The organism is Simplicispira sp., assembly GCF_028687295.1.
Lineage (GTDB): Bacteria > Pseudomonadota > Gammaproteobacteria > Burkholderiales > Burkholderiaceae_C > Simplicispira > Simplicispira metamorpha.
In genome coordinates, this window is sequence record NZ_JAQUAL010000012.1 from 1 (window position 1) to 25,431 (window position 25,431).

Annotated in this window: 24 protein-coding genes and 1 pseudogene; 14 read left to right on the forward strand and 11 right to left on the reverse strand. The window is 64.2% G+C overall.

Annotated features, from left to right (window positions below):
- Positions 1 to 172 precede the first annotated feature (172 nt).
- From PHX69_RS02745 to PHX69_RS02755, 3 genes are read left to right on the forward strand one after another with little or no spacing between them, the layout of a single operon-like run.
- Positions 173 to 739, forward strand: coding sequence for an RDD family protein (locus PHX69_RS02745; RefSeq protein WP_119012258.1), 567 nt, complete (start codon positions 173 to 175; stop codon positions 737 to 739).
- Between the two features lie 53 nt (positions 740 to 792).
- Complete coding sequence (locus PHX69_RS02750; RefSeq protein ID WP_119012257.1) at positions 793 to 1,203, forward strand: diacylglycerol kinase; 411 nt, start codon at positions 793 to 795, stop codon at positions 1,201 to 1,203.
- A complete protein-coding gene (locus tag PHX69_RS02755) occupies positions 1,196 to 1,789 on the forward strand; it encodes an LOG family protein (protein ID WP_288042280.1) in 594 nt (197 codons plus the stop codon). The genes PHX69_RS02750 and PHX69_RS02755 overlap by 8 nt, the downstream gene beginning before the upstream one ends.
- A gap of 4 nt (positions 1,790 to 1,793) precedes the next feature.
- Here PHX69_RS02755 and PHX69_RS02760 read toward each other — a convergent pair whose 3' ends face one another.
- Together PHX69_RS02760 and PHX69_RS02765 are read right to left on the reverse strand one after the other, a co-directional pair.
- The gene (locus PHX69_RS02760; RefSeq protein ID WP_119012255.1) at positions 1,794 to 2,132 is read right to left on the reverse strand and encodes a P-II family nitrogen regulator; all 339 of its coding nucleotides are present in this window, start codon (positions 2,130 to 2,132) and stop codon (positions 1,794 to 1,796) included.
- Between the two features lie 54 nt (positions 2,133 to 2,186).
- Entirely contained in the window at positions 2,187 to 3,845 is a 1,659-nt protein-coding gene (locus PHX69_RS02765) for an NAD+ synthase (protein WP_288042281.1), read from the reverse strand.
- Between the two features lie 89 nt (positions 3,846 to 3,934).
- On the opposite strand from PHX69_RS02765, the pseudogene PHX69_RS02770 reads away from it, so the two are divergent.
- A pseudogene (locus PHX69_RS02770) lies at positions 3,935 to 5,124 on the forward strand (GNAT family N-acetyltransferase).
- A 102-nt stretch (positions 5,125 to 5,226) separates the two neighbouring features.
- On the opposite strand, the gene ppa reads toward PHX69_RS02770, so the two are convergent.
- Complete coding sequence (ppa, locus tag PHX69_RS02775; RefSeq protein WP_119012252.1) at positions 5,227 to 5,763, reverse strand: inorganic diphosphatase; 537 nt, start codon at positions 5,761 to 5,763, stop codon at positions 5,227 to 5,229.
- A gap of 228 nt (positions 5,764 to 5,991) precedes the next feature.
- Between ppa and PHX69_RS02780 the strand changes: the two genes are divergently transcribed.
- The gene (locus PHX69_RS02780) at positions 5,992 to 8,070 is read left to right on the forward strand and encodes a sodium-translocating pyrophosphatase (protein ID WP_288042282.1); all 2,079 of its coding nucleotides are present in this window, start codon (positions 5,992 to 5,994) and stop codon (positions 8,068 to 8,070) included.
- A 6-nt stretch (positions 8,071 to 8,076) separates the two neighbouring features.
- Here the strand turns inward: PHX69_RS02780 and icd are convergent, their stop codons facing one another.
- Together icd and PHX69_RS02790 are read right to left on the reverse strand one after the other, a co-directional pair.
- A complete protein-coding gene (gene icd, locus PHX69_RS02785) occupies positions 8,077 to 9,336 on the reverse strand; it encodes an NADP-dependent isocitrate dehydrogenase (protein WP_119012250.1) in 1,260 nt (419 codons plus the stop codon).
- A gap of 85 nt (positions 9,337 to 9,421) precedes the next feature.
- On the reverse strand, positions 9,422 to 11,659 hold the full coding sequence (locus PHX69_RS02790) for an NADP-dependent isocitrate dehydrogenase (RefSeq protein ID WP_119012249.1): 2,238 nt from the start codon (positions 11,657 to 11,659) through the stop codon (positions 9,422 to 9,424).
- 315 nt (positions 11,660 to 11,974) lie between these two features.
- On the opposite strand from PHX69_RS02790, the gene PHX69_RS02795 reads away from it, so the two are divergent.
- Positions 11,975 to 12,475, forward strand: coding sequence for a DUF192 domain-containing protein (locus tag PHX69_RS02795; protein WP_288042284.1), 501 nt, complete (start codon positions 11,975 to 11,977; stop codon positions 12,473 to 12,475).
- A 101-nt stretch (positions 12,476 to 12,576) separates the two neighbouring features.
- Here the strand turns inward: PHX69_RS02795 and PHX69_RS02800 are convergent, their stop codons facing one another.
- The 4 genes from PHX69_RS02800 to xseA form a co-directional block, all read right to left on the reverse strand.
- Positions 12,577 to 13,860, reverse strand: a complete 1,284-nt coding sequence (locus PHX69_RS02800) for a class I SAM-dependent methyltransferase (RefSeq protein WP_288042285.1) — start codon at positions 13,858 to 13,860, stop codon at positions 12,577 to 12,579.
- Positions 13,857 to 13,988, reverse strand: a complete 132-nt coding sequence (locus PHX69_RS02805; RefSeq protein WP_288042286.1) for a hypothetical protein — start codon at positions 13,986 to 13,988, stop codon at positions 13,857 to 13,859. Before PHX69_RS02805 ends, PHX69_RS02800 begins: the two co-directional genes overlap by 4 nt.
- Before the next feature lie 333 nt (positions 13,989 to 14,321).
- Positions 14,322 to 14,903, reverse strand: coding sequence for a Fe-Mn family superoxide dismutase (locus PHX69_RS02810; protein ID WP_288042287.1), 582 nt, complete (start codon positions 14,901 to 14,903; stop codon positions 14,322 to 14,324).
- A gap of 159 nt (positions 14,904 to 15,062) precedes the next feature.
- On the reverse strand, positions 15,063 to 16,406 hold the full coding sequence (xseA, locus tag PHX69_RS02815; protein WP_288042288.1) for an exodeoxyribonuclease VII large subunit: 1,344 nt from the start codon (positions 16,404 to 16,406) through the stop codon (positions 15,063 to 15,065).
- Between the two features lie 424 nt (positions 16,407 to 16,830).
- Between xseA and PHX69_RS02820 the strand changes: the two genes are divergently transcribed.
- The 6 genes from PHX69_RS02820 to adk all read left to right on the forward strand — a co-directional run bounded on the left by PHX69_RS02820 (position 16,831) and on the right by adk (position 20,992).
- Entirely contained in the window at positions 16,831 to 17,472 is a 642-nt protein-coding gene (locus PHX69_RS02820) for a MotA/TolQ/ExbB proton channel family protein (RefSeq protein ID WP_119012243.1), read from the forward strand.
- 13 nt (positions 17,473 to 17,485) lie between these two features.
- Positions 17,486 to 17,923 carry an ExbD/TolR family protein gene (locus PHX69_RS02825; protein WP_119012242.1) on the forward strand — a complete coding sequence of 146 codons (438 nt, stop codon included), beginning with the start codon at positions 17,486 to 17,488 and terminating at the stop codon, positions 17,921 to 17,923.
- Positions 17,924 to 17,931: 8 nt separating this feature from the next.
- Positions 17,932 to 19,074: a tetraacyldisaccharide 4'-kinase gene (gene lpxK / locus PHX69_RS02830; RefSeq protein ID WP_288042289.1), complete on the forward strand. Its 1,143-nt coding sequence runs from the start codon at positions 17,932 to 17,934 to the stop codon at positions 19,072 to 19,074.
- Between the two features lie 23 nt (positions 19,075 to 19,097).
- Positions 19,098 to 19,280, forward strand: coding sequence for a Trm112 family protein (locus PHX69_RS02835; protein ID WP_119012240.1), 183 nt, complete (start codon positions 19,098 to 19,100; stop codon positions 19,278 to 19,280).
- Positions 19,281 to 19,285: 5 nt separating this feature from the next.
- Entirely contained in the window at positions 19,286 to 20,194 is a 909-nt protein-coding gene (gene kdsB, locus PHX69_RS02840; RefSeq protein ID WP_502958462.1) for a 3-deoxy-manno-octulosonate cytidylyltransferase, read from the forward strand.
- A gap of 141 nt (positions 20,195 to 20,335) precedes the next feature.
- Positions 20,336 to 20,992 carry an adenylate kinase gene (adk, locus tag PHX69_RS02845; protein WP_119012238.1) on the forward strand — a complete coding sequence of 219 codons (657 nt, stop codon included), beginning with the start codon at positions 20,336 to 20,338 and terminating at the stop codon, positions 20,990 to 20,992.
- A 205-nt stretch (positions 20,993 to 21,197) separates the two neighbouring features.
- Here adk and PHX69_RS02850 read toward each other — a convergent pair whose 3' ends face one another.
- Positions 21,198 to 22,175 (reverse strand): asparaginase, encoded by a 978-nt coding sequence (locus PHX69_RS02850; RefSeq protein WP_288042291.1) that lies wholly within the window; start codon positions 22,173 to 22,175, stop codon positions 21,198 to 21,200.
- Positions 22,176 to 22,273: 98 nt separating this feature from the next.
- Here PHX69_RS02850 and lexA point away from each other — a divergent pair, with 98 nt between their 5' ends.
- Positions 22,274 to 22,948 carry a transcriptional repressor LexA gene (gene lexA / locus PHX69_RS02855; protein ID WP_288042292.1) on the forward strand — a complete coding sequence of 225 codons (675 nt, stop codon included), beginning with the start codon at positions 22,274 to 22,276 and terminating at the stop codon, positions 22,946 to 22,948.
- A 21-nt stretch (positions 22,949 to 22,969) separates the two neighbouring features.
- On the opposite strand, the gene PHX69_RS02860 is transcribed toward lexA, so the two are convergent.
- Entirely contained in the window at positions 22,970 to 23,161 is a 192-nt protein-coding gene (locus tag PHX69_RS02860) for a hypothetical protein (RefSeq protein ID WP_241524876.1), read from the reverse strand.
- Between the two features lie 178 nt (positions 23,162 to 23,339).
- On the opposite strand from PHX69_RS02860, the gene PHX69_RS02865 reads away from it, so the two are divergent.
- Positions 23,340 to 25,355 carry a peptidase U32 family protein gene (locus PHX69_RS02865; protein ID WP_119012235.1) on the forward strand — a complete coding sequence of 672 codons (2,016 nt, stop codon included), beginning with the start codon at positions 23,340 to 23,342 and terminating at the stop codon, positions 25,353 to 25,355.
- Positions 25,356 to 25,431 lie beyond the last annotated feature (76 nt).

The window sequence follows — 25,431 nt, forward strand, 5'->3', positions numbered from 1 at the left end:
CAGCCACGGACACACGCACACACACGGCAGAACCCATCGTGGTTGAAACCGTACCGATTTCTGTCCCTATCGCTACGCCACTGCCACTGCCCCCATTACCATCGGGTTCTGCCCCTGCGGAGCTACCGCCTCCCTCCGAGCCCGATTCGCCTAATTTCCACTGACTTTCTGAATGCACGCCTCGCCATCGCGCCCATCCCGGCAGCACCCCCAGGCTGGGCCGACAGCCCCTGAATCCACCTTGCTGCAAGCTCCGCCCCTGCCACGGCGCATGGCATGCTGGCTCTACGAGGGGCTGCTGATGTTTGGCGTGGTGTTCATTGCGGGCTATTTGTTCAGCACCCTCAGCCAAACGCGCCACGCGCTGGACAACCGGCACGCACTGCAAGGCTTTTTGTTTGTGGTGTTTGGCATTTACTTCACCTGGTTTTGGGCCAAAGGGCAAACACTGGCCATGAAAACCTGGCACATCCGCGCAGTTGATGCACAAGGCCAACCCCTGAGCCAAGGGCGCGCACTGTGGCGCTACGTCTTGAGCTGGCTGTGGTTTCTGCCACCCTTGCTGGGCGTTGCGCCCTTTGCGCTTTCAGGCCCGGAAATCACGGTCATCGTATTGGGCTGGGTAGCGGTTTGGGCCATTCTGAGCCGCTTTCATCCGCAGCGCCAGTTTTTGCACGATGCACTGGCAGGCACCCGGCTGGTGCATTTCGATGCGGCCCGAAGAAACAAACCCGTCTGAAAACACCTTCACGGCCTCCAGCACCTCCAGGCAGCTGGCGCAAAACTCCGCCCATGTCGCACCCCCCTCCCGCTCCACACGAACCCACCAACGCCCAGAAAAACCGCACCGGCCTGCACCGCCTGTGGCATGCCACGCGCTATTCGCTGGACGGGCTGCGCGCTGGCTGGGGTGAAGCGGCCTTTCGCCAAGAGGCCAGCGCAGCGCTGGTGCTGTTGCCCTTGTCGGTGTGGCTGGGTCGTGGCTGGACTGAAGTGGCCCTGCTGGCAGGCTCGGTCGTGCTGCTGATGGTGGTAGAGCTGCTCAACAGTGGCATTGAAGCGGCCATTGACCGCATCGGGCCCGAATGGCACGCACTGTCCAAACGGGCCAAGGACATGGGAAGCGCCGCCGTTTTACTCAGTTTGTTGCTGTGCGTGGGCATTTGGGCCAGCGCGATTTACCAGAGGTTTCTCCATGGCTGAACCGGCTTTTTCGATTTGTGTTTATTGCGGCTCGCGCCCTGGCGAGAACGCACTGTTTGCCCAGACGGCGCGCGCTGTCGGCACCTGGATAGGTGCCAACGGTGGGCAACTGGTGTATGGCGGCGGGCGCAGCGGGCTGATGGGCACCGTGGCCGATGCCACCCAGGCCGCTGGTGGCCGCGTGGTGGGCGTGATCCCGCAATCGCTGGTGGACAAAGAACATGCGCGCCACGCCTGCGACGAGTTGCACATCGTGCGCACCATGCACGAACGCAAAGCCTTGATGGCCGAGCGCAGCAATGCCTTTTTGGCCCTGCCCGGCGGGATAGGCACCTTTGAAGAACTGTTTGAAGTCTGGACCTGGCGCCAATTGGGCTACCACGACAAGCCTATCGGGCTGCTGAACGTGGCGGGCTATTACGACGCCATGCTGGCCTTTTTGCAGCACAGCGTTGCCAGCGGCTTCATCGGTGAATGGCAAATGGGACTGGTACAAACCGGCCAGGAAACCGATGCCCTGCTGCGCTCTCTGGTGCAAGGCATACGCACCGATGCACCAGAGACAGCGCTGCAAGCGGTGATTTGAGGGCTTAAATCGCCGATTCGTCGAGGTCGCCGGTACGGATGCGCACCACGCGCTCCACCTGGGTAATGAAAATCTTGCCGTCGCCGATTTTGCCGGTGCGGGCCACATTCACGATGGCGTCCACGCAGCGGTCCAGGTCCTCGCTCTTGACCACCACTTCAATTTTTACCTTGGGCAAAAAGTCCACCACGTACTCGGCACCCCGGTACAGTTCGGTGTGGCCTTTTTGCCGGCCAAAGCCTTTGACTTCCGTGACCGTCAGGCCCGTGACGCCGCAATCGGCCAATGCCTCACGGACTTCTTCCAGTTTGAAGGGCTTGATGACGGCGGTGATCATTTTCATAGTGAGAACTCCTGGGAACATGTAATTCGGTGCAGCGCCACGGGCTGCGTGCGCTCAGGCGCGAAAGCGGTTGGTAACGGGGTAGCGCCAGTCTTTGCCAAAACTGCGCTGCGTCACCCGGGGCCCCAGCGGCGCCTGGCGGCGTTTGTATTCGTTCACCTGAATCAGGCGCGTGACACGCTCGACATCGGCGGACGCAAATCCGGCAGCAATGATGGCCGCTATGGGCTCGTCATTTTCCATATAACGCTCCACGATGGCGTCGAGCACTTCATAAGGCGGCAGACTGTCTTGGTCTTTCTGGTCGGGACGCAACTCGGCGCTGGGGGGCCGGGTGATGATGCGCTCGGGGATGGGGTTGTGGCCGGTGCCGTAGGGGTCGTTGAGGTTGCGCCAGCGTGCCAGCGCATACACCATGGTCTTGGGCACGTCTTTGATGACGGCAAAACCACCGGCCATGTCGCCGTACAAGGTGCAGTAGCCCGTGGCCAACTCGCTTTTGTTGCCGGTGGTCAGCACCACGGCGCCGAACTTGTTCGACAAGGCCATGAGCAGCGTGCCCCGGATGCGCGCTTGCAGGTTTTCTTCGGTGGTGTCTTCAGCGCGTCCGGCAAAGTCAGCGGCCAGCGCCGCTTTGAAGGCTTCAAGCTGCGGCGCAATGGCGATTTCTTCGTAGTGCACACCCAGGCGCTGCGCCATCTCGCTGGCATCCATGCCGCTGATGTCCGCTGTGTAGGGCGACGGCATCATCACCGTGCGCACACGCTGCGGCCCCAGCGCATCGACCGCAATGGCCAGCACCAGCGCCGAGTCCATGCCGCCCGACAAGCCCAGCAGCACGCCCGGAAAGCGGTTTTTGCCGACATAGTCGCGCACAGCCAGCACCAGCGCGTCCCACAGCTCGGCGTGCAGCGTGGCTTGGGGCGCCACATCCGCTTCTATTTTGATAGCTGCTTGCGCGCGCTGCGCCTGCGTAAACACCAGTTTTTCTATAAATCCGGGGGCACGGCCTGCCACGCCGCCATCGGCGTTCAGGGCAAAAGAGCGTCCATCGAACACCAACTCGTCCTGGCCACCCACCATATGGGCATAGACCAGTGGCAGCCCGGTTTGCAGCACGCGCTCGCGCATGGTCTGCTCACGCTCGGTGGCTTTGCCCGCGTGGAAGGGCGAGGCGTTGATGACCGCCAGCAGCTCGGCCCCGGCCTGTGCCGCAGCGCGCGCGGGCGCCTCCAGCCAGGCGTCTTCGCAAATCAGCAAGCCCACACGCACACCCGCCACCTCGAAAACGCAGGGCTGGCGCAGCGGTGTGAAATGGCGGCGTTCGTCAAAAACGCTGTAATTGGGCAGCTCCCACTTGGCGTAGGTGTGCTCGACCAGGCCATGGCGCAGTACGCTGGCCGCGTTGTGGCAAGACGGACGGGCGCTGGCATGGCCGGTAACGCGTTGGGGGTGGCCCAGCACGATGGCCAGGCCGTTCAACCCTGCGGTCTCGCGGGCCACGGTTTTCACGGCATCATCGCAAGCGGCCAGAAAGGCCGGGCGCAAGAACAGGTCTTCAGCGGCGTAACCGCAGATGGCCAGCTCGGGCGTCAGCAACAGCTGTGCGCCAGCCGCATGGGCCTGGCGGGCAGCGTCAATGATTTTTTGGGCATTGCCGGGCATATCGCCCACGACAAAATTAAGCTGCGCAGTGCAAATGGAGAGCGTCATGGAATGGAAAACGGTCGCCGTGGCCGAAATGGATAGTGCCTTGTCCACCGGGCCTGGTCAGGTGGCAGACTGCCGCTACAGGAGCGGCCGTGGCTGAAGGCGCAATTATCACCCGCGTGTTCAACACCGTGCTGGACATTGACGCCAGCGCCTGGAACCAGCTGCTGGCCGCACAGCCACACGCCACGCCCTTCATGCGCCATGAATACCTGGCGGCCCTGCACACCAGCGCCAGCGCCACTGCGGCCACGGGCTGGGCGCCGCAGTTTTTCACCCTCTGGCAGGCGGGTGTGCTGGTGGCAGCGTGCCCGGTGTATATCAAAGACCATTCGTATGGCGAATACGTGTTCGACCACGCCTGGGCCAACGCCTACCACGCGCACGGTCTGGCGTATTACCCCAAGGCCGTGGTGGCCGTGCCTTTCACCCCCGTGCCCGGTGCGCGGCTGTTGGCACGCGATGCCACCCTGCGCCGCGCTCTGGTGGCGGCCCTGCGCGACTGGTGCGCAGGCCAGGGCCTGTCATCGCTGCACGTGCTGTTTGCCAGCGATGGCGATCTGATCGCCTGCACTGCCGAGGGACTGCTGCAACGCCACACGGTGCAGTTTCACTGGCGCAACGCCGACTACACCGACTTTGAGCATTTCCTGGCCAGCCTGACCCAGGAAAAGCGCAAAAAATCCGCCAGGAGCGCCGCCGTGTGACCGAAGCGGGCGTGACCTTCCGCTGGCTGCGCGGTGCCGACATCACGCCCGCCGACTGGGATTTCTTTTACCGCTGCTACGAGCGCACCTACCTGGAACACGGCAATCTGCCCTACCTGTCACGCGCGTTCTTTGCGCACATGCACAGCGACATGGCAGAGACTTGGGTGCTGTTCATTGCCGAGCGGGCGGGTCGTGCCATTGCTAGCAGTTTGATAGCTGTTAGCGCACACCCAGCAAGCGCTGGAGGCCAAAATGACCTCAAATCACCTGCCCCCATCGCTTATGGCCGCTATTGGGGCGCCCTGGAGCGCGTGGACTGCCTGCACTTTGAGGCCTGCTACTACCAGCCCTTGCAGTGGTGCATCGCGCACGGCATACAGCGTTTTGAAGGCGGCGCCCAGGGCGAACACAAAATGGCCCGCGCCCTGCTGCCCGTACCCGCCCACAGCGCACACTGGCTGGCACACCCGGCCTTCGCCGACGCGGTGGATCGCTTTCTGGAGCGCGAAAGCACCGGCGTTGCGCAGTACCTGGAGCATTTGCAATCGCGCAGCCCGTTGAAACAGCCATAACCTGCCCCGCCATTACCGGCCTGCACCCATGAAAAAAAGCCTGCGGGCACAGGCCGGCAGGCTTTTTTGGGGGATGTGGCGGGCAGGCTGCGCCGCCCAGGATCAGGCTTGGGACTGCTGGTAGTTGGCCAGACCGTCGGTGATTTCTTTGTGGGCGGCCTCAATGCCTTCCCAGCCCAGCACCTTGACCCACTTGCCTTCTTCCAGGTCTTTGTAATGCTCGAAGAAATGGCTGATGGCTTTGAGGCGCATGGGGTTCACATCGCCGATGTCTTTCCAGGCCGAGTACATGGCCAGCACCTTGTTGGTGGGCACGGCCAGCACTTTGCCGTCGATACCGGCTTCGTCTTCCATCTTCAGGATACCCAGCGCACGGCAAGGCACCACCACGCCGGGCAGCAGTGGGTAGGGGGTGATGACCAGCACGTCCACCGGGTCGCCGTCGCCGCTGAGGGTCTGGGGCACGTAGCCGTAGTTGGAGGGGTAGTACATGGCCGTGGTCATGAAACGGTCCACGAAAATAGCGCCCGATTCCTTGTCCACTTCGTACTTGATCGGGTCAGAATCCATGGGGATTTCAATGACCACGTTGAAAGACTCGGGAATGTTTTTGCCGGGAGTGACGTTGTTGAGGGACATGGTTGTCGGTCGTGTGGTTGATAAAGGCCAAGAATCCCCGTCGGGATTAACCCTGATTTTACCGGCTCCCCCCTTTCAGCCCGCTTGCAAAGCCCGATTTCAGCGGTAAATTGGCCCGGTTGGCCAATCGCCCCCCGGCATGGTGGGCGAGGAAGCAACGCAGCGGAGGCATAACCCGTGCGTTGTGGCTCCCGTCTCGCGGTTCCCGCGATACCACCGGAGCAAAGCATGGCCGCCACGACAGCGCTGACTTCCCCCCTTCTCCTGGCCCTGGTGTGTGGGCTGATCGCGGTGGCCTACGGCATCTGGGCCCGTGGCTGGATCCTTGCCAAAGACCCGGGCAACGCCCGGATGCAAGAGATCGCCGCTGCCATCCAGGCGGGCGCTGCGGCCTACCTGGCGCGGCAATACAAAACCATTGCCATCGTCGGCGTGGTGCTGGCCCTCCTCATCGGCGTCTTTCTGGACGTTAAAACCGCCGCTGGCTTCATCGTTGGCGCCGTGCTCTCGGGCGCCTGCGGCTTTATTGGCATGAACGTATCGGTGCGCGCCAACGTGCGCACCGCGCAGGCGGCCACGCAAGGCATCGGCCCGGCCCTGGACGTGGCGTTTCGCGGCGGCGCCATCACGGGCATGCTGGTCGTGGGCCTGGGCCTGCTGGGCGTGACCGGGTTTTACTGGTACCTGGTGGGCAGCCACCCGGTGGCCGACGGCACGTTGGCCGGCCTGCTCAACCCGTTGATCGGTTTTGCCTTCGGCTCGTCGCTGATTTCCATCTTTGCCCGGCTGGGCGGGGGCATCTTCACCAAGGGCGCCGACGTGGGCGCCGACCTGGTGGGCAAGGTCGAGGCCGGCATCCCCGAGGACGACCCGCGCAACCCTGCCGTGATCGCCGACAACGTGGGCGACAACGTGGGCGACTGCGCCGGCATGGCGGCCGACCTGTTCGAGACCTACGCCGTCACCCTGATCGCCACCATGGTGCTGGGCGCGCTGATGGTGGCCAGCGCCCCGGTCAGCGCCGTGCTCTACCCGCTGGCGCTGGGCGCCGTGTCCATCGTCGCGTCGATCATCGGCTGCTTTTTCGTCAAGGCCTCGCCCGGCATGAAAAACGTCATGCCCGCGCTGTACCGAGGCCTGGCCGTGGCCGGCGTGCTCTCGCTGATCGCCTTCTGGTTCGTCACCCACTGGCTCATACCCGACAACGCCATTGCCGCCAGCGCCAGCCAGCTGCGGCTGTTTGGCGCCTGCGCCACTGGCCTGGTGCTGACGGCCGCGCTGGTCTGGATCACCGAGTTCTATACCGGCACGCAATACGCCCCGGTGCAGCACATCGCGCAGGCATCGACCACCGGCCACGGCACCAACATCATTGCGGGCCTGGGCGTGTCGATGCGCTCCACCGCCTGGCCGGTGATTTTTGTCTGCATCGCCATCCTGGTGTCGTACCAGTTGGCGGGCCTGTATGGCATTGCCGTCGCCGCCACCGCCATGCTCTCCATGGCCGGCATCGTGGTGGCGCTGGACGCCTACGGCCCGATTACCGACAACGCCGGCGGCATTGCCGAAATGGCCGACATGCCCCCCGAGGTGCGCGCCGTCACCGACCCGCTGGACGCCGTCGGCAACACCACCAAGGCCGTCACCAAGGGCTACGCCATCGGCTCGGCGGGTTTGGCGTCGCTGGTGCTGTTTGCCGACTACACGCACAAGCTCGAGAGCTACGGCCAGGCCATCAGCTTCAACCTGAGTGACCCGATGGTCATCGTCGGCCTGTTCATCGGCGGGCTGATTCCGTACCTGTTTGGCGCCATGGCCATGGAAGCGGTAGGCCGCGCGGCTGGCGCCGTGGTGGTCGAGGTACGGCGCCAGTTTCGCGACATCCCCGGCATCATGGAAGGCACGGCCAAGCCTGAATATGGCCGTGCGGTGGACATGCTGACCAGCGCCGCCATCAAGGAAATGGTCGTCCCCAGCCTGCTGCCCGTGGTGGTGCCGATTGCCGTCGGCCTGCTGCTGGGCCCCAAGGCGCTGGGCGGGCTGCTGATGGGCACCATCGTCACCGGCTTGTTCGTGGCCATTTCGATGTGCACTGGCGGCGGCGCCTGGGACAACGCCAAGAAATACATCGAAGACGGCCACCACGGCGGCAAGGGCTCAGAGGCGCACAAGGCCGCCGTCACCGGCGACACGGTGGGCGACCCCTACAAAGACACCGCTGGCCCGGCCATCAACCCGCTCATCAAGATCATCAACATCGTGGCACTGCTCATCGTGCCGCTGGTGGTGAAGCTCCACGCGGGTTGAAGGGGCTCACATGTTATCGATCATTACTTTGCCAAAACCCGAGCAGCTCACCTGCATGGCACCATCCATCAGGCGGGCAAAGTCGTAGGTCACCTTTTTGCTGGCAATCGACTTTTTCATGGCGCTGATGATGAGGTCAGCCGCCGCCGTCCAGCCCATGTGGCGCAGCATCATCTCGGCGGACAAAATTTCAGAGCCGGGGTTGACGTAGTCTTTGCCCGCGTACCGAGGTGCGGTGCCGTGGGTGGCCTCGAACATCGCAATCGTGTCAGACAGGTTGGCGCCCGGCGCAATGCCAATGCCGCCCACCTGCGCAGCCAGGGCATCAGAGATGTAGTCGCCGTTCAGGTTCAGCGTGGCAATGACCGAATATTCCGCCGGGCGCAGCAAAATCTGCTGCAAGAAGGCATCGGCAATGCTGTCTTTGATGGTGATGTCTTTGCCCGTTCTGGGGCTCTTGAACTTCATCCACGGGCCGCCGTCGATCAGTTCAGCGCCAAACTCCCTGGCGGCCAGGGCGTAGGCCCAATCCCGAAAACTGCCTTCGGTGAACTTCATGATGTTGCCCTTGTGCACGATGGTCACGCTGGGCTTGTCGTTGTCGATGGCGTACTGGATGGCCTTGCGCACCAGGCGCTCTGTGCCTTCGCGCGAGACGGGCTTGACGCCGATGCCCGAGGTGTCGGGGAACCGGATTTTCTGGCTGCCCATCTCGTTCTGCAAAAACGCGATGAGCTTTTTGGCCTTGTCAGATCCGGCTTCAAACTCAATGCCTGCATAAATATCTTCCGAGTTTTCACGGAAGATGACCATATTGGTCTTGTGCGGCTCTTTGACGGGCGAAGGCACACCGTCAAAATACTGGATGGGGCGCAGGCAGACGTACAAGTCCAGTTGCTGGCGCAGTGCCACGTTGAGCGAGCGGATGCCGCCGCCCACGGGCGTGGTCAGCGGGCCCTTGATGGACACCACGTAGTCGCGCACGGCGCTCAGGGTTTCTTCGGGCAGCCAGACATCGGGGCCGTACACCCGGGTGGACTTCTCACCGGCATACACCTCCATCCACTGGATTTTTTTCTGGCCACCATAGGCTTTGGCCACGGCGGCATCGACCACCTTGATCATCACAGGCGTAATGTCGGCACCCGTGCCATCGCCCTCAATGAACGGAATGATGGGCTGGTCCGGCACATTGAGGGACATATCCGCGTTGACGGTGATTTTCTGGCCTTCAGCAGGCACCTGGATGTGCTGGTAGGTGGTCATGTATGGGGACTCCAATAAAACAAACAGACAAGCACTTGGCCCCGACACGCGGGGCCAAGTGCTTCATCTCACAGCCGTCTCAGGCTCAGGCTTGCACGGTCTTCAGGACAGCGTTCAGCGTGGGGCTGGGGCGCATCACCGCGTCCAGTTTGGCCAAGTCAGGCTGATAGTAGCCGCCAATGTCAGCGGGGTGCCCCTGCACGGCGTTCAGCTCTTCGACGATCTTGGCCTCATTGTCAGCCAGCTGCTGGGCCAGCGGGGCAAACTGCTGTGCCAACTCGGCGTCGTCGGTCTGCGCTGCCAGTTCCTGGGCCCAGTACATGGCCAGGTAGAACTGGCTGCCACGGTTGTCCAATTGGCCGGTTTTGGGCGATGGGTTTTTGTTGTTGTCCAGCAGCTTGCCTGTGGCAGCGTCCAGGGTCTTGGCCAGCACCTTGGCTTTGGGATTGCTCTTCTTGATGCCCAGGTCTTCCAGCGACACGGCCAGCGCCAAAAACTCACCCAGCGAGTCCCAACGCAGGTGGTTTTCTTCCACCAGCTGCTGCACGTGCTTGGGCGCAGAGCCGCCCGCGCCGGTCTCGTACATACCGCCACCAGCCATCAGGGGCACGATAGAGAGCATCTTGGCCGAGGTGCCCAACTCCATGATGGGGAACAGGTCGGTGAGGTAGTCGCGCAGGATGTTGCCGGTGGCACTGATGGTGTCCTGACCACGGATCACGCGCTCCAGCGTGTAGCGCATGGCGCGCACCTGGCTCATGATCTGGATGTCCAGACCGGTGGTGTCGTGCTCGTGCAGGTACATCTTGACCTTGGTGATGAGCTGCGCTTCGTGCGGACGGTAGGCATCCAGCCAGAACACCACCGGCATACCCGAGTTGCGCGCCCGCGTCACGGCCAGCTTCACCCAGTCGCGGATGGCGGCGTCTTTGACTTGGCACATGCGCCAGATGTCGCCCGCTTCCACGTTCTGGCTGAGCAGCACTTCGCCGGTGGCCAGGTCGGTGATGTTGGCCACGCCGTCTTCCGAGATTTCAAACGTCTTGTCGTGCGAGCCGTACTCTTCGGCCTGCTGGGCCATCAGGCCGACGTTGGGCACGGTGCCCATGGTCTTGGGATCGAAGGCGCCGTGCCATTTGCAGAAGTTGATCATCTCCTGGTAGATACGGGCAAAGGTCGATTCGGGCATCACGGCCTTCACGTCCTTCAGGCGGCCATCGGCGCCCCACATCTTGCCGCCGTTGCGGATCATGGCGGGCATGGAGGCGTCCACAATGATGTCGTTGGGCGAATGGAAGTTGGTGATGCCCTTGGCCGAGTCCACCATGGCCAGTTCAGGGCGGGTGGCGTGGCAAGCGTGCAGGTCTTTCAGCACTTCTTCGCGCTGGGCTGTGGGCAAGGTGGCCACTTTTTCGTACAGGTTGGCCATGCCGTTGTTCACGTTCACGCCCAACTCTTCAAACAGCTTGCCGTGCTTGGCAAACGCATCCTTGTAGAAAATCTTCACGCAGTGGCCGAACACGATGGGGTGCGACACCTTCATCATCGTAGCCTTGACGTGCAGCGAGAACATCACGCCCGTCTTGTGCGCGTCTTCGATTTCTTTTTCGTAGAACTCGACCAGCGCCTTCTTGCTCATGAACATGCTGTCGATGATTTCGCGGTCCAGCAGCGACACCTTGGGCTTCAAGATGATGGTCTTGCCGCTCTTGGTAATCAGCTCCATCTTCACGTCACGGGCGCGGTCCAGGGTGATCGACTTTTCGCCGTGGTAGAAGTCGCCGGCGTGCATGTGCGAGACGTGCGAGCGCGAGGCCTGGCTCCACTCGGCCATGCTGTGCGGGTTCTTGCGGGCGTATTCCTTGACGGCCTTGGGTGCGCGGCGGTCAGAGTTGCCTTCGCGCAGCACGGGGTTCACAGCGCTGCCGATGCACTTGGCGTAGCGCGCACGGATGGCTTTTTCTTCGTCGGTCTTGGGATCTTCGGGGTAGTCGGGCACCGCGTAGCCCTTGCTTTGCAGCTCTTTGATACAGGCAATCAGCTGGCCCACCGAGGCGCTGATGTTGGGCAGCTTGATGATGTTGGTGTCGGGCAGCAGCGTCAGGCGACCGAGTTCAGCCAGGTTGTTGGACACCTTCTGATCGTCTGCCAGGTATTCAGGAAACTCCCCCAGCACCCGGGCAGCGACCGAAATATCGCTCTCGACCACGTTGATGCCTGCGGGTGCGGTAAACGTGCGCACGATGGGCAAAAAGGATGCCGTGGCCAGACGAGGCGCCTCGTCGGTCAGGGTGTAAATGATGGTGGGTTGCTGGGTACTCATCGCTTATCTCCAGGAATAAGTATGTAAACGCTACCGTCTGCGTCACAGGCCGGCAGTCAGGGGGCGCGGAATGCGGGCTGATTTTGCTTCAGGGGCCAGCACGCAAACCGGTTTTCGGGCGCCCCAATCTTACGATATGAAATTTGTCATATTTCTGGCGAAATTTTTTTGCACCCAACTCACCCAAGCCGTGCCCACGCCCACCCAGACGCCGCTGGCATGCCTGATTCACAATGGCACGCCTGCGTACCAGCCACTGTGCTGGTGGCGCTGTTACCCCTTCCTGCCAGCACTTTTTGCCTGAAAGCCTGCACCATGTATTTGTCAACCGCAGCCTCCCGCACTGCCGCGCCGCGCTCCTGGCGTTCCCATGTCCGCACCGCCGTGCTGGCCAGCGTGCTGCCCTTCACCCTGGCCACCGCCAGCGCGCAAGACGGCCCGCAACTGAACCTGCCCCGCGTGGAACTCAACGCAGGCATGCACCGCATTGATGCCCAAGTGGCCCAGGCACCGCAAGAGCGCCAGACCGGGCTCATGCACCGGCAAAACATGCCCCTGCACGAGGGCATGCTGTTCGTCTTTGAGCAGCCCGCCACGCAGTGCTTCTGGATGAAGAACACACTGCTGCCCCTGAGCACCGCGTTTGTGGCCGACGATGGCACCATCGTCAACCTGGCTGACATGCAGCCCCAGACGCTGGACTCGCACTGCTCGACCAAGCCGGTGCGCTACGTGTTGGAGATGAACCAAGGCTGGTTTGCGCACAAAGGCATCAAGGCAGGCTTCAAGCTCAGCGGCGCACCATTCAAGCGCTGAGGCTGAAAGCGTGTGGCGCTGCAACATCCGCACCAAGCCAGCAGGGATCAGGCGTTTGCGGCCCACCGGGCCACCAACCACCGCCAATCAAAACCCACCCTTTACACGCTGGTGGCCTGGCCCGCACCGCAGAACATGGGCAAAGGGGGCTCCCTGTACATATGGGTACGGTTGAAAGGGTAGCCACACTGCGCGCCGCGCAGCTCGCCAGTGCCGAGATTGCCGTCTGGCCGTGAGGCCAGCAACTGATAGAGCGACAGCCAGCCGCGCTCGAAAGCCGTGGCGCTGCCCGCCAGGTACAGGCGGTAGGCCCGCACAGCGGTTTCACCAGCCAGTTCGCGTGCCCGGCCCAGCTGGCTTTCCAGCGCAAGGGACCAGTCCCACAACGTGCGCGCGTAGTGAGGCCGCAGGTTCTCGGCATCGAGCAACTCCAAACCACAGGCGCTGAGGCTGCGCGCCTGCTCCGACACATGCACCAGCTCCCCACCCGGGAAGATGTGCGTTTCAATGAACTCGCTCAAACCCGCCCCCATCGGGTTGCTGTGCATGCTGCCCGCCGTGATGCTGTGGTTGAGCAGCAGACCGCCAGGCTCCAGCAACTGCCAAAGCTGTACGAAGTAACCGTCCAGATTGGCCATGCCGACGTGTTCGCACATCCCGATGGAGGCAATGCGGTGAAAACGCTCGGTGGGCGGCAGGTCACGGTAGTCCAGCAACCGGATCTCCACCCGGCCTTGCAGGCCCTTTTGTTCGATCAGACGCTGCACATGGGCGTGCTGGTCGCGCGAGAGCGTGATGCCCAGAGCCTGCACACCGTAGTGTTCGGCAGCCCACAGCAGCAAGCCGCCCCAGCCTGCGCCGATGTCGAGGAAGCGCTGCCCAGGCTGGAGCTGCAGCTTGCGGCAGATGTGTTCGAGCTTCGCCTCCTGGGCCTGGGCCAGCGTCATGGCTGGATTCTGGTAGTAGGCGCACGAATACACCCGCCGACAGTCCAGCCACAGCGCGAAGAAGTCGTCGCTCAGGTCGTAATGAAAACGCACCTGTTCGGCATCGCGGTGCCGCTGGTGCAGGCGGCGTGAGCGAGCCCGCCGGAGCACGCGGGTCCAGGGCGTCGGAGGCGCAGTCTGCAGTGGGCTGTGCGCCAGTTCGGCGGCAACGTCCATCACATCGCGCAAGCGCCCTTCAATGTCGAGCTCACCCCGGACGTAGGCGTTGCCCACACTGCCGATGCGGCCCATGAGCAATGCAGCGAGCTGGTGCCATTCGCGCAGTTTGAGTTGCACCGGGGCGTTGGCCGGGCCAACCCGCCCGCCGGGCCATTCCAGCGCGATGGGCACCGCCAGCCGATCAACGAGCGATGCAGCCAAGTGGGACAAGGCGTTCATATCGCACCGCCGGGCATCAAGCCGCTGGGGTGCGCCAGGGCGCCTACCACGGCCAGGCAGGACACCGCGCAGAGCGCTTCAATCCCTTGGTTCGAACAAGGAATGGCGGGCGGAATGGTTGTTTCCATGGGGTACTCCTGCAAGAGGGGTTCCGGATCAAGATGGATCACCGCCAGCATGTGACAAATGTCGCGATCGGAATATCGGACCAGGTTGCAAGAAAGCGTCAGACGCCCCAACTTCTTCAGGTCGGAATACTTCCCGGAACAGGGGCAACCGTGGATGGCGCAGAGGGTTGGTCGCTACCACCCACAAGGTGGTCAATTTGCGCAATATTGAAGCTGCGCTGGCGGCAAGCTTCTGGTGAGCGCCGCACCGCATCACGGCAGAGGCCCCATCCGCTGACAAAAAAACGGCCCGAAGGCCGTTTTGGGGAGATGGCAGCGCTACAGCGCCTGCTATCAGGCGAAGTTGGCTTCAGCAAACTTCCAGTTCACCAGCTTGTCCAGGAACGTCTCGACAAACTTGGGACGCATGTTGCGGTAGTCGATGTAGTAGGCGTGTTCCCACACGTCCACCGTCAGCAGGGCCTTGTCGGCGGTGGTCAGGGGCGTGCCAGCGGCGCCGGTGTTGACGATATCGACGCTGCCGTCGGCCTTCTTCACCAGCCATGTCCAACCCGAGCCGAAGTTGCCCACGGCGCTCTTGACAAACGCTTCCTTGAACGCAGCGTAGGAGCCGAACTTGGCGTTGATGGCCTCAGCCAGCGCGCCGGTGGGCTCGCCGCCGCCTTGGGGGGCCATGCAGTTCCAGAAGAAGGTGTGGTTCCAGATTTGCGCAGCGTTGTTGTAGATGCCGCCGCTGGACTTTTTGATGATCTCTTCGAGGGTCATGGCCTCGAATTCGGTGCCCTTTTGCAGGTTGTTCAGGTTGACCACGTAGGCGTTGTGGTGCTTGCCGTGGTGGTACTCCAGGGTTTCCTGGCTGTAGTGGGGGGCCAGAGCGTCAATGGCGTAGGGCAGCGCGGGCAGGGTATGTTCCATCGTGGTTCCTTGGGGTTGAAATATCAGGATTGCCCGGCGACAAGGCCACCGGGCACGCAAGAGCTGGCATTGTAGAAAGATCAATCAACCTGTGCTGCCTGGGGCTGGCGAACCCCCGCGCTGCACGGCAAGCAGCGACCGCTGGGCCTTGGCACAGCACTACAGCAGGCGCGGCTGCACCACGCTGACATCGACCACCCCATCGGCCAGCGTGGCGCGCAGGGCAGCGCCCGGCGGGGCCTGGCGCACGCTGCTGACGACGGCGCCCTCGGTATCGGTGAGCAGGGCGTAGCCGCGTTGCAGCACCAGGCGCGGATCGAGCAGTTGCAGGCGCAGCGCCGCGCGCTCCAGGCGCTGTTGGCGCTGGGCCAGGCTGCGCTGGATTTTGAGAGGCAAATCGGCCTCCAGGGCTTTCTGGGTGTGCGCGAGCAGCTGCAATTTCAATAGCACGGCCTGGCGCATGCGCTGGGCCAGTTGCGCCAGGCGCTGGTGCTGCGCCGCCACCAGGCCCGAGGGCCGCCCCAGACGTGCGCTGGCCTGGTCCAACCGCTGGGCACGCTGCTCCAGCTGGCGCTGTACGCCGTTCTGCAAACGCCCGGCCAACAGGCCCAGCGCCCCCAGCCAGACCTCGCGCGGCTGTGCCACCAGCTCGGCAGCGGCGGTGGGCGTGGGCGCGCGCAGGTCGGCACAAAAATCAGCGATGGTGAAATCCGTTTCGTGGCCCACGCCGCACACCAGTGGCACCGGGCTTTGCACAATGGTGCGGGCCAACTGCTCGTCGTTGAAGGCCCACAGGTCTTCCATGGAGCCGCCACCGCGCACCAGCATGATGACGTCGATGGGCGGATTTTTGGTCAAATCGGCCTCTGGCCCTTGCCCAGCCTGCGCTAGCAGATACAGTTTTGATAGCGCCTCGCACAGCAATGCGGGCGCACCCGCACCCTGCACCAGCGCGGGCACCAGCACCACCGGGATGTGCGGCACGCGCCGGCGCAGCGCCACCACCACATCGTGCAGTGCCGCCGCACCCGGCGAAGTCACCAGCCCGATGCCGCGCGGCATCAGCGGCAGGGGGCGCTTGCGCTCGGCGTCAAACAGGCCCTCGGCCTGCAATTGCGCCTTGAGCCGCAGAAACTGCTCAAACCAGGCGCCCTGCCCGGCGCGCTGCATGCTGTCCACGATGAGCTGCAAATCGCCGCGCTGCTCATACACGCCCAGGCGACCGCGCAGCTCCACCAGCTCGCCATCGCGCGGGGCAAAGGCCAGCGCACTGGCGGCGCGCTTGAACATGGCGCAGCGGATCTGGCCCTGCGCGTCTTTCAGCGTGAAGTAGCAATGCCCGCTGGCCGCGCGCGAAAACCCGGTGATTTCGCCGCGCACGGCTACCGGGTTGAAGCGCGCCTGCAAAACATCGGCCACGGCCAGACACAAGGCGCCCACGGCCCAAATGCGGGGGGCACTGTCGGTCGGGACGTTCGGGGTGATGGAATCGGGCTCAGCCATGGTGCGGTGCATTACTCCACAGTGCCACGGCGCGCCCCAGCCTATGGAAAACGCCACAAAACACCCCCGCCAAACCCAGCAAATACGTGCAAGTCATTGATTTATATAAGAATTTTTGTGATTAAATTTTCATCAATCTGTCATTTGCACGCATTGGCGCTGGTTGGCAGGCTTTGTACACGGGGTTTTCCACAAAGTTATCCACAGATTTTGTGGATGAAACAGGCAGTCAGCCGGCGCTGGCCAGGCGGCGCCAATGCGCCCGAAGAACGCGGGTCGCGGGCCGCGCCCGCCTGGGGCAGCCAGAGCGGCATAGCCGGTGCCCGCACGGTGCGCCAGCGCCCGCTGGCGGCTTTGCTGCAACGCAAAAGCCCCAGCAAGCTGGGCCATAATCGCCGCTTTCCTTACCCGAGCGGAGAGAGAATTGTTGTCGATCATACAAGCCGCAGGCTGGCCCATCTGGCCCTTGATTGCCTGCTCCGTTCTGGCGCTGGCGCTGATTCTGGAGCGCTTTGCAGCCCTCCGGACTGCACGCGTCGCCCCAGCCAAATTACTCGATGAAGCCATCACTGTCTCCTCCAGCACCGTGCCTGGCCCCGATGTAGTGGGCCAGCTGGCGCAAAACTCCGCCCTGGGCGAGGTGCTGGCCAGCGGCCTGCGCGCATTGCAGCAAAACCCCAAGTGCAGCGAGGCCGACCTGCGCGCCTCCATGGAAGGCGCTGGCCGCAGCGTGGCGCACCGCCTGGAAAAATACCTCAGCGCCCTGGCCACCATTGCCTCGGCGGCGCCGCTGCTGGGCCTGCTGGGCACCGTCATCGGCATGATCGAGATTTTCGGCTCGCAGGCGGGCGGCGGCGGCATCGGTCAGGCCATGGGCGGGGGCAACCCGGCGCAGCTGGCGCACGGCATCTCGATTGCGCTGTACAACACCGCGTTTGGTCTGATCGTGGCCATTCCGGCGCTGATTTTCTGGCGCTATTTCCGCAGCCGCGTCGATGCCTACCTGCTCACGCTGGAGCTGTCAGCCGACCGCTTTGCCCGCCACCTGCTGCAACTGCGCAAATGATGCCGAGGCGCCCATGAACTTCAGCCCGCGCAAAAAAGATGAGCCCGAGATCAACCTGATCCCGTTCATCGACGTGTTGCTGGTGATCCTCATCTTCCTGATGCTGACCACCACCTACAGCAAGTTCACCGAAATGCAACTGACGCTGCCCGTGGCCGACACCGAGCAGCAGCGCGACCGCCCCTTGGAAATCATCGTGGCCGTGGGCGCCGATGGCCGCTATGCCGTCAACAAAGCCACCGTCGATGGCAAAGGCGTCGAGCCCATGGCCCAGGCACTGGCCAAAGCCGCCCAGTCGGGCGCAGCAGGCCAGGTCATCATCATCAGCGCCGATGCCAGTGCGCCGCACCAGTCGGTCATCACCGTGATGGAGGCCGCGCGCCGCGTGGGCCTGACGCAGATCACCTTTGCCACCCAGTCGTCCGCCCGCGCGGGCGCTGGCGCACCGTAAGCCCTGGCATGGCTGCCGCACCGCAGCCGCCCTCTTCCCCTTCTTTTCAGGCACGGGCGCACGCCGCCGTGCAGCGCGCCTGGCGCCAGCGCGGGCCGCTGGCCTGGGCGCTGTGGCCACTGTCACAGCTGTATGGCGCGCTGAGCGCCTTGCGCCGCTGGCTGTACCGCAGCGGCCTGCGGCGCGCGCAGCACGCGGGCGTGCCCACCATCGTGGTCGGCAACGTGATTGCCGGGGGCGCGGGCAAAACCCCCGTGGTGATGGCCGTGGTGCGGCATTTGCAGGCGCAGGGCTGGCGCCCGGGTGTGATCTCGCGCGGCTATGGCCGCAGCACGCACGACTGCCGCGCCGTGCTGCCCGACAGCCCGGCCAGCGAAGTGGGCGACGAGCCCGCCCTGATCGCCCGCAGCTGCGCCGTGCCCGTGGTGGTGGCCGCCCGGCGCATGGATGCCGCGCGCGCCCTGCTGGCCCAGCACCCCGACACCGATGTGCTGGTCTGCGACGACGGCTTGCAGCACTGGCCGCTGGCACGCGACATCGATATTTGCGTCTTCAACGACCAGGGCATTGGCAACGGTTTTTTGCTGCCCGCCGGGCCTTTGCGCGAGCCGTGGCCGCGCCCGGTCGATCTGGTGGTGTACAGCACCAACGCGCCCGCCACGCCCGATGGCGCTGCCGCATCCGGCACCGCGCCCAACGCCACTGCGCCAGGCCTGGCGCCCAACGCTGCGCCCCGCCCAGACCACGGCGCCGCCCCGCCCCACAGCAGCGCCCCCGCCTTTGCCTTGCAGCGCCAGCTGGCCGACCACGCCGTGCGCCAGGATGGCACGCGGGTGGCGCTGCACGACCTGCGCCAGCAGCCCCTGCTGGCCGTGGCCGCCATTGCCCGGCCCGATGACTTTTTTGCCATGCTGCGCGCCCGCCACCTCACGCTGGCCGCCACCCAGGCCCTGCCCGATCACTTCGATTTTGATAGCTGGAAGCGCCCATCCGATAAGGGCTACACCCTGATTTGCACTGAAAAAGATGCCGCCAAGCTCTGGCGCCACCACCCCGACGCGCTGGCCGTGCCACTGCAAGTGCGCATAGCCGCCGGTTTCTTCGCCGCGCTGGACGCCCGGCTCCCGCGCCGCCTATCATCGCCCCCCTGAAAACCCTTCACCACCGCCCCACCATGGATCCCAAACTGCTTGAACTGCTGGTCTGCCCCGTCACCAAGGGCCCGCTCACCTACGACCGCGAACACCAGGAACTGATCTCGCGCAGCGCCCGCCTGGCCTACCCGGTGCGCGACGGCATTCCGGTGCTGCTCGAAGACGAAGCCCGCACCCTGACCGACGACGAGCTGGAGCAGTGAGCGCCATGCCCAGCGCCACGCCCGTCCCTGCGCCCATCAGCGCCAGCACCTCCGTGGCCACCAGCGAACCCGCGCCAGCGCCTTGGGCCGCCCCCGCAGCCGCCCCATTCACTACACCAGCGCCCACACCCTTCACCGTGCTGATTCCGGCCCGCATGGCCTCCAGCCGCCTGCCCAACAAGCCCCTGGCCGACATTGCCGGTGTGCCCATGGTGGTGCACGTGGCCCGGCGCGCAGCGCAAAGCGGTGCCCTGCGCACCATCGTGGCTGCCGACGACGCGCGCATCCTGCACGCCTGCCGCCAGCACGGCATCGAAGCCATGAACACGCGCGACACCCACCCCAGCGGCAGTGACCGCCTGGCCGAAGCCTGCACGCTGCTCGGGCTCGATGGCGACGACATCGTGGTCAACGTGCAGGGCGATGAGCCGCTGATCGACCCCGCGCTCATCGCCGCCGTGGCCGCGCTGCTCCATGCCCACCCCGAAGCCAGCATGGGCACCGCCGCCCACCCCATCGCTAGCCTGACCGACTACACCAACCCCAACGTGGTCAAGGTGGTGTGCGATGCACGCGGCTTGGCCAGCTACTTCAGCCGCGCCCCCATTCCATGCGCCCGCGACCACGCTGGCAGCAGCTGGTGGGATGGCGCTGCCGCCCAGGCCCAGCCCGGCGTGGCGGCGCTGGCAGGCTTTGCACCACTGCGCCACATCGGCATTTACAGCTACCGCGCTGGTTTTTTGCGCCAGTTCCCCACCCTGGCGCAAGCGCCCACCGAAGCCATCGAGGCGCTGGAGCAACTGCGCGCCCTGTGGCACGGCCACCGCATCGCCGTGTACCAAAGCGCCAGCGCGCCCGGCCCCGGCGTGGACACCCCCGAAGACCTGGAGCGCGTGCGCGCTTTGCTGGCCTGAACGCCCATTTTTACCAACTGTCACCTGTGTAAGCTGTGGCAAAAAATCGCGTGCTATCCTTGAAAACTCACTAGAGCGCCGCGCCCAGGGTTGCCAACCCGGCCAGTGGTGCCTGCCGATTTCATCACTTAGAGGACTCCCATGAAACTGATTCTCCTCGGCGCCCCCGGCGCTGGAAAGGGCACGCAAGCCACCTTCATCTGCCAGAAGTACGGCATCCCGCAAATCTCCACGGGCGACATGCTGCGCGCCGCCGTCAAAGCGGGCACGCCACTGGGCCTGCAAGCCAAGGCCGTGATGGACGCTGGCGGTCTGGTCAGCGACGACCTGATCATCAACCTGGTCAAAGAGCGCATCGCCCAGCCCGACTGTGCCCAGGGCTTCTTGTTTGACGGCTTCCCACGCACCATTCCGCAGGCCGACGCCATGAAGGCCGCCGGTGTCAAGCTCGACTACGTGCTCGAAATCGACGTGCCCTTCGACGCCATCATCGAGCGCATGAGCGGTCGCCGCTCACACCCCGCCAGCGGCCGCACTTACCACGTCACCTTCAACCCGCCCAAAGTGGCTGGCAAAGACGACGTGACCGGCGAAGACCTGGTGCAGCGCGAGGACGACAAGGAAGAAACCGTCAAAAAACGCCTGGACGTGTACAGCGCGCAAACCCGTCCGCTGGTCGATTACTACGCCAACTGGGCGGCGCAAGATGCGGTCAACGCACCCAAGTACCGCGCCATCAGCGGCACCGGCACGGTGGAAGAAATCACGGCCCGCGCCATGGCCGCGCTGGCAGGCTGATACCCCGGCACCGCACCAGGGCCAGGCCCTGAAAACAACGCCCCGCAGCAGCCGCTGGCGGGGCGTTTTGCATGGGGCACGCCGCTTTGACACGCTGCGCTGCCACGCAGCAAGCGCCGGGCAATGGCCTGGAGCGTTTTCGCGCGCGCCAAGTGTGCCAACGACACCCGCCCATGCGGCTATGGCAACGCAGGGTAAAAACGGTCTACACCGACACGGGGGCGGCGCCCATCAACGCCAGCATCAGGCTGATGCGGGCCTTGACCGGGCTCAGGCCCTGCGCGCTGGCAAAGGCACTGCCCGGCTGCTCCAGCACCTGGCCCAAGGGGCAGCGGGTGGCAACCCACACCACCACGCCAGCGGCCTGGGCGCGCAGCAGGGCCGCGTGCAGGGTGTGGTGCAGCGTGCCGTTGCCCGTGGCGGCGATCACCAGCCCCTGCACACCACTTTGAGCGAGCGCATCCACCGTGGTGCCGCTGGCCCCGGCGTAGCTCAGCAGCACTTCCACGCGCGGCCACGGGGCGCCAGACGCTATCTTTTCAAGAGCTGCTTGCGCTTTACTGGCATGGCCTGGAGGCTGATTTGGCATGAAATTATCTGCCCAGCGCAGGTGGCCAGCTTCCACCCAGCCCAGCGGGCCACTCTCGCCCGAGCTGAAGGCGTGCAGCCGGTACGGGTGGATTTTTTGCACCTGGCGCGCACCATGCACTTCGCCCGCACACACCACCAGCACACCGCAGGCGCCGGGCGTGGTGGCCACAGCCATCGCATCGAGCAGGTTTTGCGGCCCGTCGGGCACCAGGGCCGTGGCCGGGCGCATGGCACAGGTCAGCACCACGGGCTTGCGGGCGGCGTCCAGCACGCAGTGCAGCAGCCAGGCGGTTTCTTCCAGCGTATCGGTGCCGTGCGTGATGACAATGGCGCGCACCTGCGCATCGTCCAGCAGCTGCTGGCAGCGCAGGGCCAGGGCCTGCCAGACGGCAAAGTCCATGTCTTTGCTGTCGATTTGCGCTACCTGCTCGCCTACCAGCGGCACACCCGCATCGGCCAGGCTGGCCACGCCCTGCACCAGCGCCTGCACGCCCACCTGCGCGGCGCTGTAACCGATATGGTCGTGGGCGCTGCCTGCGGTGCCCGCAATCGTGCCGCCAGTGCCCAGAATGACCACGGTTCCTGAATCCATTTCGCCCCCCTTTCAAACTGTGTAAAAGCACAGCCACTGGACTAACATACAGCCTCTGTCTGCCCCTACCCACCTTTGCGCATTTGCACCCACCCGCCATGCCCACGCCTGCCAAGCTCACTGCCCGACAACAGCAAGTTCTGGATTTGATCCAGAGCGCCATCCGCCACACGGGCGCGCCGCCCACGCGCGCTGAAATTGCCGCTGAAATGGGCTTCAAATCGGCCAACGCCGCCGAAGAACACCTGCAAGCGCTGGCCCGCAAAGGCGTGATCGAGCTGGTCAGTGGCACCTCGCGCGGCATTCGCCTGTGCGGCAGTGCGGTGCGCGCCCTGCACGCCGCCCAGGGCACGGCCCTGAACCTGCCGCTGGCGGGCACCTCGCAACTGGTGCTGCCGCTGATTGGCCGGGTGGCAGCCGGGTCGCCCATTCTGGCGCAGGAGCACGTCACACAAACCTATTGTGTGGAGAGCAGCCTGTTCCAGCACAAGCCCGACTATTTGCTCAAGGTGCGCGGCGTGTCGATGCGCGATGCGGGCATCATGGATGGCGACCTGCTGGCAGTGCAAGCCACCCCCGAGGCACGCAATGGCCAGATTGTGGTGGCGCGGCTGAACGATGAAGTCACCGTCAAGCGGTTCCGGCGCACGGCGCAAGGCGTGCAACTGCTGGCCGAAAACCCCGACTACCCGCCCATCGTGGTGGCCCACGACGAGACTTTTGCCATCGAGGGCGTAGCCGTGGGCCTGATCCGCAACGCCCTGCCGCTGTAGCGCCTCCAGCGCCGGGGTGCGCTACAACAACCGGGGCTCTGGTTGGCGCACGGTAGAGAAAATCGTGGGCTCCACCTGCAAACTGTCCGAGCGCACGGGTACATCTTTACCCGCAAGGTACACCCACAACTCCCCCCGGCGCACCATCACGTAGCTGACGGTGTAGCGGCTTTTGCCCCGCATGACGACCGTGCCAGGGCGAAACAAAGGCATCCTGAAAGTCTTTTCTCGGTCAGCAAAAGCGATGGCGCCTTCGACCTTTTTTTTTGTCATTGACTGCACTGGACTCATTGGCCCGATGCTATCGCGCCCACCACCCCTATTGGCCAAATAACTTCGATGGCCACCGCACACCAGGGGAATTGCTGCACCGCAACGGATAATTGCCCCCATGTCTTTGCTGCCCCACCAACTCGAACTCCTCTCTCCTGCGCGCGATGCCGACATCGGCATTGAAGCGGTCAACCACGGCGCCGACGCCGTCTATATCGGTGGCCCCGCCTTTGGCGCACGCACCAGCGCCGGCAACGATCTGCGCGACCTGGAGCGCCTGATTGCCCACGCCCACCGCTTTCGCAGCCGCATCTTCGTCACCCTCAACACCATCCTGCGCGACGATGAACTCGAAGGCGCCCGGCAAATGGCCTGGCAGGTCTATAACGCCGGGGCCGACGCCCTCATCATCCAGGACATGGGCCTGCTCGAACTCGATTTGCCGCCCATCCAGCTGCACGCCAGCACGCAGACCGATATCCGCACGCCAGAAAAAGCCCGCTTTCTGCAAGACGCGGGCCTGAGCCAAATCGTGCTGGCGCGCGAGCTGACGGTGGAGCAGATTGCCGCCATCCGCGCCGCCACCGACCCCGCGCGCTGCAACATCGAGTTTTTCATCCACGGCGCGCTGTGCGTGGCCTACAGCGGCCAGTGCTTCATCAGCCATGCCCACACGGGCCGCAGTGCCAACCGGGGCGACTGCAGCCAGGCCTGCCGCCTGCCCTACCAGGTCATGGACGACACGGGCCGCTTTGTGGCGCACGACAAGCATGTGCTGAGCATGAAAGACAACAACCAGAGCGACAACCTGCGCGCCCTGATTGCGGCGGGCGTGCGCAGCTTCAAGATTGAAGGGCGCTACAAGGACATGGCCTATGTGAAGAACATCACGGCCCACTACCGCACGCTGCTGGACGAGATCATCGAACAAGGCGAGTTCTCGGGCAGCCCGCTGGCGCGGGCGTCGAGCGGCCAGACGCGCTTTACCTTCACGCCCGACCCGCTGCAAAACTTCAACCGCGAGTTCACCGATTACTTCGTCAATGGCCGCAAAGACGATATCGGCGCCTTTGACACGCCCAAAAACCCCGGCCAGGCCATTGGCTGGGTCACGCAGGTGGGCGCCGATTTTGTCGAACTGGAAGTGAGCGACAGCGCCACCGTGCTGCACAACGGCGACGGCCTGTGCTACTACAACCTGCAAAAAGAGCTGGTGGGCCTGCAAATCAACCGGGCCGAGCCCGCATCCGCGCGCAGCGTGGGCCAGTGGCGCGTGTTCCCCAAAGACCCGATGGCCGGGTTCAAAGACCTGCGCAAAGGCGTGGAGATCAACCGCAACCGCGACATGGACTGGGTGCGCACGCTGGACAAAAAGTCCAGCGAACGGCGCATCGGCGTCTGGCTGCAATTGTCCGAGCTGCCCGGCGCCCAGGGCCTGCAACTGACCCTGACCGACGAGGACGGCTTCAGCGCGCAGGCCCAGCTGCAGCAGCCGCTGCAAGCGGCCAGCGATGCTGCCCGGGCCGAGGCCGCGCTGCGCGAGCAACTGGGCCGCCTGGGCGCCACGATTTTTGACGCCATAGACACCAGCGTGCAATGGTCGCAGCCGTGGTTTGTGCCCGCCTCGGCGCTCAACACCCTGCGCCGCGACGCCGTGGCCGCGCTGGAGGCCGCGCGCGCCGCAGGCTTGCAGCGCCTGCCGCGCGCCCAGCCCGTGCAGCCGCCCACGCCCTACCCCGACGACACCCTGACCTACCTGGCCAACGTCTTCAACCACAAGGCGCGCGACTTTTACGCCCGCCACGGCGTGCAGGTGATTGCCGCCGCCTACGAAAGCCAGGAAGAAGAAGGCGAAGTCAGCCTGATGATCACCAAGCACTGCGTGCGCTATTCTTTGAGCCTGTGCCCCAAACAGGCCAAGGGCGTGATCGGCGTCAAAGGCACCATCAAGGCCGAGCCGCTGCACCTCATCAACGGCAAAGAAAAACTCACCTTGCGTTTTGACTGCAAACCCTGCGAAATGCACGTGGTGGGCAAGATCAAGCGCTCGGTGCTGAACCAGCACCACAAAGACATGCAGGCCCAGCCCATGCAGTTTTACCGCACGCGCCCCAGCACGCCGCAGCGTCCCTGACGTTATCAATTTGATAGCTGGTTGCGCCCACTGCACGGGCCTCAGAGGCACTTTTTATACTTAAAACGTCAGCATC

Coding starts and splice junctions, on each gene's coding strand:
- PHX69_RS02790 (WP_119012249.1), bottom strand. CDS start 11,659: ATGAGTACCCAGCAACCCACCATCATTTACACCCTGACCGACGAGGCG.
- adk (WP_119012238.1), top strand. CDS start 20,336: ATGAAACTGATTCTCCTCGGCGCCCCCGGCGCTGGAAAGGGCACGCAA.
- PHX69_RS02800 (WP_288042285.1), bottom strand. CDS start 13,860: ATGAACGCCTTGTCCCACTTGGCTGCATCGCTCGTTGATCGGCTGGCG.
- PHX69_RS02825 (WP_119012242.1), top strand. CDS start 17,486: ATGAACTTCAGCCCGCGCAAAAAAGATGAGCCCGAGATCAACCTGATC.
- PHX69_RS02780 (WP_288042282.1), top strand. CDS start 5,992: ATGGCCGCCACGACAGCGCTGACTTCCCCCCTTCTCCTGGCCCTGGTG.
- PHX69_RS02750 (WP_119012257.1), top strand. CDS start 793: ATGTCGCACCCCCCTCCCGCTCCACACGAACCCACCAACGCCCAGAAA.
- lpxK (WP_288042289.1), top strand. CDS start 17,932: ATGGCTGCCGCACCGCAGCCGCCCTCTTCCCCTTCTTTTCAGGCACGG.
- PHX69_RS02835 (WP_119012240.1), top strand. CDS start 19,098: ATGGATCCCAAACTGCTTGAACTGCTGGTCTGCCCCGTCACCAAGGGC.
- PHX69_RS02810 (WP_288042287.1), bottom strand. CDS start 14,903: ATGGAACATACCCTGCCCGCGCTGCCCTACGCCATTGACGCTCTGGCC.
- ppa (WP_119012252.1), bottom strand. CDS start 5,763: ATGTCCCTCAACAACGTCACTCCCGGCAAAAACATTCCCGAGTCTTTC.
- PHX69_RS02755 (WP_288042280.1), top strand. CDS start 1,196: ATGGCTGAACCGGCTTTTTCGATTTGTGTTTATTGCGGCTCGCGCCCT.
- lexA (WP_288042292.1), top strand. CDS start 22,274: ATGCCCACGCCTGCCAAGCTCACTGCCCGACAACAGCAAGTTCTGGAT.
- PHX69_RS02760 (WP_119012255.1), bottom strand. CDS start 2,132: ATGAAAATGATCACCGCCGTCATCAAGCCCTTCAAACTGGAAGAAGTC.
- xseA (WP_288042288.1), bottom strand. CDS start 16,406: ATGGCTGAGCCCGATTCCATCACCCCGAACGTCCCGACCGACAGTGCC.
- kdsB (WP_502958462.1), top strand. CDS start 19,286: ATGCCCAGCGCCACGCCCGTCCCTGCGCCCATCAGCGCCAGCACCTCC.
- PHX69_RS02865 (WP_119012235.1), top strand. CDS start 23,340: ATGTCTTTGCTGCCCCACCAACTCGAACTCCTCTCTCCTGCGCGCGAT.
- PHX69_RS02765 (WP_288042281.1), bottom strand. CDS start 3,845: ATGACGCTCTCCATTTGCACTGCGCAGCTTAATTTTGTCGTGGGCGAT.
- PHX69_RS02850 (WP_288042291.1), bottom strand. CDS start 22,175: ATGGATTCAGGAACCGTGGTCATTCTGGGCACTGGCGGCACGATTGCG.
- icd (WP_119012250.1), bottom strand. CDS start 9,336: ATGACCACCTACCAGCACATCCAGGTGCCTGCTGAAGGCCAGAAAATC.
- PHX69_RS02745 (WP_119012258.1), top strand. CDS start 173: ATGCACGCCTCGCCATCGCGCCCATCCCGGCAGCACCCCCAGGCTGGG.
- PHX69_RS02795 (WP_288042284.1), top strand. CDS start 11,975: ATGTATTTGTCAACCGCAGCCTCCCGCACTGCCGCGCCGCGCTCCTGG.
- PHX69_RS02860 (WP_241524876.1), bottom strand. CDS start 23,161: ATGCCTTTGTTTCGCCCTGGCACGGTCGTCATGCGGGGCAAAAGCCGC.
- PHX69_RS02805 (WP_288042286.1), bottom strand. CDS start 13,988: ATGGAAACAACCATTCCGCCCGCCATTCCTTGTTCGAACCAAGGGATT.